This window comes from Cecembia sp. (assembly GCF_007126775.1).
Classification (GTDB): domain Bacteria; phylum Bacteroidota; class Bacteroidia; order Cytophagales; family Cyclobacteriaceae; genus Cecembia.
Map to the genome: position 1 here is coordinate 1 of NZ_SLAP01000163.1, position 9800 is coordinate 9800.

At 39.5% G+C, this 9800-nt stretch carries 6 protein-coding genes; 4 read left to right on the top strand and 2 right to left on the bottom strand.

Features of this window, described 5'->3' with window-relative positions:
• The coding region (ald, locus tag QZT73_RS10545; protein ID WP_291788056.1) for an alanine dehydrogenase at nucleotides 1–1091 on the top strand (1091 nt) is incomplete at its 5' end.
• A gap of 41 nt (nucleotides 1092–1132) precedes the next feature.
• Here ald and QZT73_RS10550 read toward each other — a convergent pair.
• Nucleotides 1133–1366 carry a (2Fe-2S) ferredoxin domain-containing protein gene (locus QZT73_RS10550; RefSeq protein WP_291783062.1) on the bottom strand — a complete coding sequence of 78 codons (234 nt, stop codon included), beginning with the start codon at nucleotides 1364–1366 and terminating at the stop codon, nucleotides 1133–1135.
• 108 nt (nucleotides 1367–1474) lie between these two features.
• Nucleotides 1475–4852, bottom strand: coding sequence for a methylmalonyl-CoA mutase family protein (locus QZT73_RS10555; protein WP_291783064.1), 3378 nt, complete (start codon nucleotides 4850–4852; stop codon nucleotides 1475–1477).
• Nucleotides 4853–5233: 381 nt separating this feature from the next.
• Between QZT73_RS10555 and QZT73_RS10560 the strand changes: the two genes are divergently transcribed.
• The 3 genes from QZT73_RS10560 to QZT73_RS10570 all read left to right on the top strand — a co-directional run.
• Nucleotides 5234–6322 carry a site-2 protease family protein gene (locus QZT73_RS10560; protein WP_291781723.1) on the top strand — a complete coding sequence of 363 codons (1089 nt, stop codon included), beginning with the start codon at nucleotides 5234–5236 and terminating at the stop codon, nucleotides 6320–6322.
• 14 nt (nucleotides 6323–6336) lie between these two features.
• Nucleotides 6337–9051 (top strand): HAD-IC family P-type ATPase, encoded by a 2715-nt coding sequence (locus QZT73_RS10565; protein WP_291788059.1) that lies wholly within the window; start codon nucleotides 6337–6339, stop codon nucleotides 9049–9051.
• Nucleotides 9052–9123: 72 nt separating this feature from the next.
• Nucleotides 9124–9800 (top strand): glycoside hydrolase family 97 N-terminal domain-containing protein (locus QZT73_RS10570; protein WP_291788061.1); only part of this gene is annotated, 677 nt, incomplete at its 3' end.

Below are 9800 nucleotides of genomic sequence, written 5' to 3' on the forward strand. Positions count from 1 at the left end.
TAAAAAATAATGAGAACAGGGTTGCACTCACCCCTGCCGGTGCCAAAGAGTTGGTCAAAAGAGGTCATCAGGTTTATGTTCAACATACAGCTGGTCAAGGTAGTGGTTTTTCAGACGCTGAATACACGGATGCTGGAGCGGCAATTCTCCCGACAATAGAAGATATTTACAGCATCGCCGAGATGATCATTAAGGTAAAAGAACCTATTGAACCGGAGTATAAATTGATTAAAGAAGGACAGTTACTTTTTACTTATTTTCACTTCGCTTCATACGAACCCTTGACCAAAGCAATGGCTGAAAGCAAAGCAACTTGTCTGGCTTATGAAACGGTTGAAAAAGCAGACAGAAGTCTTCCTTTGCTGATCCCTATGTCAGAAGTAGCCGGTAGAATGTCCGTACAAAAAGGAGCAAATTACCTTGAAAAACCATTGAAAGGAAGGGGAATTCTTTTGGGTGGCGTACCTGGAGTACTTCCTGCAAAAGTTGTGATTTTAGGAGGTGGAGTAGTTGGAACACAAGCTGCTTGGATGGCTGCTGGATTAGGTGCTGACGTTACTATTATGGATGTTTCCCTTCCTAGGATGAGGTATTTGGATGATGTTATGCCGGCCAATGTCAATACCATGATGTCCAATGAGTACAACATCAGGGAAATGATCAAACATGCTGACCTTATTGTGGGCGCTGTATTAATTCCAGGAGCAAAAGCGCCCCATTTGATCACAAGAGATATGCTCAAAGATATGAAACCGGGTACGGTTTTAGTGGATGTGGCTGTAGACCAAGGTGGTTGCATAGAAACCTGTAAGCCAACTACGCATGAAAATCCAACTTACATCATAGATGATGTGGTGCACTACTGCGTAGCCAATATGCCTGGCGCAGTTCCATATACTTCTACGCTGGCTTTGACCAATGCTACCCTCCCATATGCTATCCAATTGGCAGATAAAGGCTGGAAAAAAGCGGCACAAGAAAACCCTGAATTAGTACCCGGGCTGAATATTATTGATGGCGACATTGTTTATAAAGCGGTTGCAGAAGCATTTGAAATGGATTATGTTCCTGTAGAAAAATACTTGTTTTAGTAGAAAAACGATTAAAAGCCTCTCTTTACAGAGAGGCTTTTTTATAACTTCTTTTTTATTTCAAGAAGGTTAGCCCGTTTTAAGACTTCATTATTAATCACGACCAAAGGTGCAGATTTACAAAAATCCATACACTTGGTCTTTATGATTTTAAATTTCCCTTTATAATCTTCTGATTTGATCAAATCTTTGATTTCTCCCTGAAGTTTTTTACAGCCTTCTTTTTTACAATCAGAACCATTACAAACGAATATAAACCTACGGTAAGTCGGCATAAAATCTCGATATCTTAATTTCTTTCACAAATTCCCGAAATTCACTTTCCCTCTTATAGAATATATAGTCTCTTATCTCTTATGAATTATTTCTAATATCTCACTTTTCTACATATTTCTCCTATATTGTCCCCCTACCTCATATAAAGCAGTGGTAATTTGCCCCAAGGAACAATACTTCGCGGCCTCCATTAGTTTTTCAAAAATATTGCCATTTTGCACCGCTGCTTTTTGAAGGGTTTGAAGCGCTAAAGCAGCCTTGTCTCTATTCCTTTCGTGAAGTAAGTTCAAGGTTTGAATTTGAGATTCTTTTTCTTCTTTGGTTGCACGGATAACTTCTCCTGGCCTTACGGTAGGTGAACCTGCAGACGACAAAAAGGTATTGACACCAATAATTGGGTATTCTCCTGTATGTTTTAGGGTTTCATAATACAGGCTTTCTTCCTGAATTTTACCCCTTTGGTACATGGTTTCCATGGCTCCTAAAACCCCTCCCCGCTCTGTTATTCGGTCAAACTCAGTATAAACTGCCTCTTCTACCAGGTCCGTCAATTCCTCGATAATAAATGCTCCTTGAATTGGGTTTTCATTTTTAGCAAGACCAAGTTCCTTATTGATAATCAATTGAATGGCCATGGCTCTTCGAACTGATGCTTCGGTGGGCGTTGTAATTGCTTCATCATATGCATTGGTATGCAATGAGTTACAATTGTCATAAATTGCATACAATGCCTGTAGGGTGGTCCTTATATCGTTGAAATCGATTTCCTGTGCATGTAGGGATCTTCCAGAAGTCTGTATATGGTATTTCAACATTTGGGACCTTTCATTAGCGCCATATTTTAATTTCATGGCTTTGGCCCAAATTCTCCTTGCTACCCTTCCGATCACAGCGTACTCAGGATCAATACCATTGGAGAAGAAAAAAGACAGATTTGGTGCAAATTTATTGATGTCCATACCTCGGGAAACATAATATTCCACATATGTGAAGCCATTTGAGAGTGTCAATGCCAATTGCGTAATGGGATTGGCTCCAGCTTCTGCTATATGATAGCCCGAAATAGAAACGGAATAGAAATTACGAACTTGATTATCAATAAAATACTGCTGTACATCCCCCATCAACCTTAAAGAAAACTCGGTGGAGAAGATACAGGTATTTTGTGCCTGGTCCTCTTTTAAAATATCCGCTTGGACAGTTCCTCTAGCCTTTGACAGGGTATTGGCCTTGATCTGTTGATAAATCTCCGCCGGAAGTACTTGATCTCCTGATACTCCAAGAAGCATTAAACCTAACCCGTCGCTTCCTTCGGGAATTTGTCCATGGTAACGCGGTCTTATGCCTCCATTTTGATTGTAAATTTCATTTATCCTGGCTTCCACTTCCTCTTGAAGTCCATTTTCTCTGATATACAATTCACATTGTTGATCTATCGCGGCATTCATAAAAAATGCAGTCATAGTTGCCGCTGGCCCATTAATGGTCATAGATACCGAAGTCATCGGATCCACCAGGTTAAAACCTGAATATAATTTTTTGGCATCATCCAAACAACAGATATTAACACCGGAATTCCCTATTTTTCCATAAATATCCAAACGGTAATCGGGATCCTCTCCATAAAGTGTTACTGAATCAAATGCCGTCGAAAGCCTTTTGGCTGGCATATCCTTAGAAACATAATGAAAACGCTTATTGGTACGTTCAGGTCCACCTTCACCTGCAAACATTCTTGTTGGATCTTCTCCTTCTCTTTTGAAGGGAAACACACCGGAAGTGTAAGGGAATTCTCCTGGCACATTTTCTCTCAAACCCCATTTTAACAAATCCCCCCAAGCTTCATATTTGGGAAGCGACACTTTGGATATTTTGGACTGAGATAGAGATGTGAAAAAAGTTTTTACTTTTATTTCCTTATCTCTTACTTTAAAAGTATAATAATCATCTGCATACTTTTGTGCCTTTTCAGGCCATTCCTCCAACCATTTTTTGTTTTTGGGATCCAGTTCTAGCTCCAATTGCGCGTATACTTCCTCCAATTCTTTGACCAATCTGTCCTGATCTTCCACATTCATGGATTGAATTGCTTCTATGGATTTTTGAACACTGTATAATTTTTGAGCGACATTTTTTTGTTCCTCTACCCATTGGTCGTAGCTGCGGTTATTTTCAGAGATTTCAGATAGATAGCGTGTTCTTGCCGGAGGGATGATGTAAATTTTTTCAGACATTTCCTCTGTTACTTCAAAGGATGTCTCCAAGTCTGCTCCTGTCAAATCCACCAACTTATGCATGATGGCTTTGTACAGGTTATTCATTCCCGGATCATTGAATTGGGAAGCTATTGTACCATAAACAGGGATAGCTTCATCCGCAATATCCCAAAGGTTATGGTTTCTTTTGTACTGCTTTTTAACATCCCTCAAAGCATCCTGCGCACCCCTTTTGTCGAATTTATTAAGTGCAATCACATCGGCAAAGTCCAACATGTCGATTTTTTCCAACTGTGTAGCAGCTCCATACTCGGGTGTCATCACATAGAGGGACATGTCTGAATGTTCGATAATTTCAGTATCCGATTGCCCAATTCCAGAAGTCTCCAAAATGATGAGGTCAAAGTTTGCAGCTTTAACAATATCTACTGCATCTTGTACATACTTTGATAAGGCCAGATTTGACTGCCTCGTCGCAAGGGAACGCATGTACACCTTTGGATGATTAATAGCGTTCATCCGGATTCTATCCCCTAATAAAGCTCCTCCCGTTTTGCGCTTAGAAGGGTCTACTGAAATAATCGCTATATCTTTATCTTTGAAATCAAAAAGAAATCTTCTTACTAGTTCATCTACTAATGAAGACTTACCTGCTCCACCGGTACCTGTAATTCCCAGGACAGGCGTTTTACTATCAAAGGAAATTTTTCTGATTTTTTCCAGCATGGATTTACTTTCCTCTGGAAAATTTTCTGCAGCAGAAATTATTTTGGCAATACCCGACTTGTCAGATTTATCCAAAGCTGATAATGTAACACCTTTACCTACTGGAAAATCAGATTTCTGCACAAGATCATTGATCATTCCTTGCAAACCCATGGCTCTTCCATCATCTGGAGAATATATTCTGGTCACACCATAATCATGTAATTCTTTAATTTCTTCAGGCAGGATAGTGCCTCCCCCTCCTCCAAAAATTCTAATATGTCCTGCCCCCTTTTCTTTGAGCAGGTCATACATGTATTTAAAAAATTCAACATGACCGCCCTGATAAGAAGTAATCGCAATGGCCTGAACATCCTCCTGAATCGCACAGTCGACAATTTCCTGTACCGAACGGTTGTGGCCTAAATGAATGACCTCACAGCCTGTCGCCTGTATAATCCTTCGCATAATATTGATAGCAGCATCGTGTCCGTCAAAAAGTGACGCTGCGGTGACTATCCTGATGTGGTTCTTGGGTTTATATGATTCCTGATTCACAAACATTATAAATGGGTTAATATTTCTTTCTAATAATAGATCGCTCCGATAAAATTTTAAGCAGCAAAATTCAAACTATACCGCTTGCGAATATAAGGAAAATGATAAACAAAAAAGAACCGATCAGTATATTTTCAGAATAAAATTCTGAATTTGCTGTCAATAGCTAAAATTAAAATAAATTATTCTACTTTTATCTGAAAACACAAAATACAAATCCATAGAAACCGCTGAAATTCAAAAAAACCAATTGAATATAATGTGAGTAGATTTGAGTTTATCAGTTAGGAGTATGATTCAGATCATATTTTAATAATTTTTTTACAGCGTTCTTTATACAAAGAACTATTATTCACTTAAATTAAAGGTCATCATAAAATCTTTTATATGAAATTCTCTTTGTACCTAGGAAGTTATAAAAATGTTAAAGTATTCATCCACTGGACTTTCTCCCTCTTGCTCTTGTGGATAATCATTTCCAACATGCGTCAGGGCATGCCTGGAATAGACATCCTGTGGATTATAATCTTCGTTCTTGCACTATTTGCCTGTGTGGTGATGCATGAATTTGGACATGCTTTAGCTGCACAAAAATATGGAATTCAGACCAGGGACATCGTACTGTATCCTATAGGTGGCGTAGCGAGATTGGAAAAACTTCCGGAAGACCCAAAACAGGAATTATGGGTGGCCATCGCAGGCCCATTGGTGAATGTAGGATTATTTATCATTTTATCTGTCATTTTAAGTTTTACCGGTTACAATCTTGAAAATCTTGAACTGGAAGAACTGAGGATCAGGCCAAATACCATCCTCCTTTACATTGCCTCTGCCAATTTGATATTGGCAGTCTTCAACATGTTGCCAGCATTTCCGATGGATGGTGGAAGGGTTTTGAGGGCTTTGTTATCCATCAGGCTGCCAAGGGCCAAAGCTACCCAGATAGCGGGTGGAATCGGACAATTTCTGGCCATCTTTTTCATTTTCTTTGGGCTTTTCAATAATCCCATTTTAGTGCTGATCGGTATTTTTATTTTCCTTGGTGCGGCCGCTGAAGTATCACATACTCAGCAGGAGAGTTTTTTAAAGGGCTACAAAGTAAAAGATGCACTTATGATGAAATTTCAAATTGTTGCTTATGATGCCCCTTTGTCAAAAGCGGTGGAGAAGCTCCTGAATTCACAAGCAACCCATTTTGTAGTAGTTAGAGATGATGTTGCTGTGGGTACATTGAGTAGAAATGAAATCATTAAAGGACTGAAAGATGGTACTGAAAATACGGTTATTGAGCAAGTAGCTGACTTTCAACCTTTAAAAATTGATACAGAAGAAGATCTTGACGAAGCTTGGAGAAAGATGATGACCAAAAGTAAAAAAGTAGCATTTATAATAGAAAACGGACACTTTTTAGGTATTCTTGATCAGGAAAATATCGGTGAATTTGTCATGGTAAAATCAGCTTTGACCAAAGCTTAATCTTTCAAAACCCTATGATTGACAAAACTTCTATTTTAGAAAAAGAATGGCATACCGTTGAATCTGAAGAGGTTCTTGAGCTACTAAAGACATCTACCGAAGGCCTAAGTCATGAGGAGGCGAAGCAACGGCTTGTAAAATTTGGTCCCAATAAACTACCTGAAAAAGTCAAAATCAATATTTGGAAGATAGTTTTTAGCCAATTGATCAATCCTTTGATTTTTATTTTGATTGCAGCATCCATTGCTTCAGTCCTCATCGGTGAGGGAAACGATGCTATTTTTATTTTCTTAGTGATATTTATCAATACTGCTATAGGATCTTATCAGGAATACAATGCAGAAAAAAGTGCTGCCAATTTACAAAAGCTATTGAGAATTCGCGCCAGGATCATGAGAAATGGCGAAGAACAGGATATTGATTCGGAGGAATTGATTCCTGGAGATTTGGTATTCCTCGAATCTGGCAGCAAAGTCCCTGCAGACCTAAGAATCATCGAAACCAATGGACTTGAAATTGATGAAAGTTTACTGACCGGCGAGTCACATTCTGTAAATAAGAATACAACAGCTCTTAAAAAAGGAACGGGAGTCTCAGATCGGAAAAACATGACTTTTGCCGGTTCTACCATCATGTCTGGAAGAGGAAAGGGAATAGTGGTAGCGACAGCTTTGGAAACAGAGGTGGGTAAAATTGCCCAAAATGTTTCTCTTGGCGAATCTGCAAAACCACCTTTAATTCTTCGGATGGAAAAATTCACCAAGAATATTGCTTATATCATTATCGTATTGAGTGTGCTTTTGGCCATTTTGCTCAGGTTCCAGGGGCTGGATTTCACCGCCATATTTTTCTTCGTGGTAGCATTGGCAGTATCTGCAATTCCTGAAGGTTTACCAGTGTCTTTGACTGTAGCCCTTGCCGTGGCCACCAACAGGATGGCAAAAAGAAATGTGATTGTAAGAAAACTCACATCGGTTGAAAGCTTGGGAAGTTGTACTGTCATCGCAAGTGATAAAACGGGTACCCTAACGGTTAATCAACAAACCGTTAAAAAAATCTATTTCCCGGACGGAACCAATTTCGAAGTCACAGGTGAGGGGTATAACGGAGAAGGAAAGGTTTATACCAATAATGAAGAGGAGGTGTCAGCTGATCTTACAGAATATCCTGCTTTAAAACAGATCCTGGAAGTTTCTATAATGGCCAATGAAGCCGGTCTTGAAAAACAAAAAGATGAGTGGAAGCATTATGGGGATGCCATGGATGTAGCCTTACTTGGCCTTGGGTATAAAGCAGGGATTGATCCGAAAATATTGAAAAAGGATTTGAAAACACTGGGTTTAATTCCATATGAATCAGAAAAGAAATTTGCAGCATCCTTTTACCAAAGAAATGGAGATCCTTTTTGCGGGCTTAAAGGTGCGGTAGAAAAAGTTTTGGAATTCTGTACCATACCAGACTCACATGGCTCAACCAATGATCGTATCTTAAAGCAAGCGGATGATCTGGCTGCCAACGGTTACAGGGTTTTGGCATTTGCTGAAGGAAAAATGGATGATTTTCAAAAAAAAGAAAATTATTCCGAGGAAGATCTTCCACACCTGGAGTTTGTTGGACTTATCTGTTTTATTGATCCACTTAGGTCAGAGGCACAGCTATCTATTGAGAAATGTAAAAAAGCTGGAATAAAGGTCATCATGATTACCGGGGATCATCCAGCCACTGCTTCCAATATTTCCAAGGAATTAGGCATACAGTCCGATAAACAATCAGTAGTCACCGGAAAAATGCTCGCGCAAGCAGGAGGTCCTGACGATTCCAAATTTCAGGAATTGGTACAATCTACCTCAGTATTTGCAAGGGTTTCACCACAACAGAAACTGGAAATTGTAGACGTATTAATCAAAAAAGGCGAATTTGTAGCAGTAACCGGTGATGGGGTAAATGATGCACCAGCACTCAAACGTGCGAATATCGGAGTGGCAATGGGATCTGGTACTGATGTGGCCAAGGATGTAGGCGCCATGATTGTTGTGGATGATAATTTCTCTTCTATTGTAGCAGGAGTCGAAGAAGGCAGATTCGCCTATGACAACGTTAGAAAAGTGATTTATTTACTTGTTTCTACCGGTGCAGCAGAAGTATTCATGTTTATCATGGCGATAATTGCCGGACTTCCATTACCCTTATTGGCTGTTCAACTGCTTTGGCTTAACCTTGTAACAAATGGCATACAAGACAAAGCTTTGGCCTTTGAAGCGGGGGAAGCTGAAACCATGGAGAGAATGCCACGGAAGCCCAGCGAAGGAATATTTAACAAAATTATGAGCAAACAGCTTCTTGTTTCAGGTTTTGTGATCGGTTCCATTGCATTTGGATATTGGTTTTACCTCATCCAATACCAGGAAATGGATGAATACCACGCAAGAAGCTTGGTGCTCTTGTTAATGGTATTCCTTCAAAACTTTCATATTTTCAATTGTAGATCAGAAAGGAAATCAACATTCAAAATTCCAATTGCTAAAAATTACTGGTTGATTGCTTTGGTGTTGGCTGCTCAGGCTTTCCATATTTCAAGTATGTATATTCCTTTCATGCAGGGTATTCTAAGGATTGAACCCATTACATTTGATGAGTGGCTAACGATACTGACATTGGCTATTCCCATCATTTTGGCGATGGAACTATTCAAGCTGATCAATAATCGGATCAACTTAAAAACCGCATAAAATTTAAAGCTTTCCACGGGGATTTCAATCCGTAGAAGGTGAAAATTCAAAACCATTAAGCATTAACTCATTATGAAATTGCGCATCTTCCCCTCTCTCCTTTTCATGTTTTTGCCTGTTCTTTTATGGGCTCAAACCCTACAATCGCCAAATGGTGAATTGAAACTTCAATTTGAAATAAAACAAGGTATTCCTTACTACCAGTTAGAATATAAAGACAAACCCGTCATCCTTCCAAGTAAACTTGGCCTGGAATTAAAAAATCAGAATTCCTTCCTTGACGGGTTTGAAATTGTTGAGGTAGACTTTGGTAGTTTTGATGAAACTTGGTATCCGGTATGGGGAGAAGAAAACAGCATTCGAAATCATTATGAAGAAATGGAGGTATCCCTGTTTCAGCCTGAAACAGCTCGAAAGCTGATTGTCCGGTTCCGTTTATTCAATGATGGCCTTGGGTTTCGATACGAATTCCCTTCCCAATCTAAACTTGCCCATTTCATTTTGAAGGAAGAGAGGACTGAATTTGCCATGGCCGGTGACCATACTGCTTTTTGGATTGCGGGGGATTATGACACCCAGGAATATGATTACACCGAATCCAAACTTTCAGAAATCCGGGGACTCATGGAAGAAGCCATTACCGGAAATATTTCCCAGACTGCTTTCTCCCCTACCGGAGTACAGACAGCTTTGATGATGAAGACCGCTGATGGTTTGTACATCAATCTTCATGAAGCTGCCTTGATCAA

Coding starts and splice junctions, on each gene's coding strand:
- QZT73_RS10550 (WP_291783062.1), bottom strand. CDS start 1,366: ATGCCGACTTACCGTAGGTTTATATTCGTTTGTAATGGTTCTGATTGT.
- QZT73_RS10555 (WP_291783064.1), bottom strand. CDS start 4,852: ATGTTTGTGAATCAGGAATCATATAAACCCAAGAACCACATCAGGATA.
- QZT73_RS10560 (WP_291781723.1), top strand. CDS start 5,234: ATGAAATTCTCTTTGTACCTAGGAAGTTATAAAAATGTTAAAGTATTC.
- QZT73_RS10565 (WP_291788059.1), top strand. CDS start 6,337: ATGATTGACAAAACTTCTATTTTAGAAAAAGAATGGCATACCGTTGAA.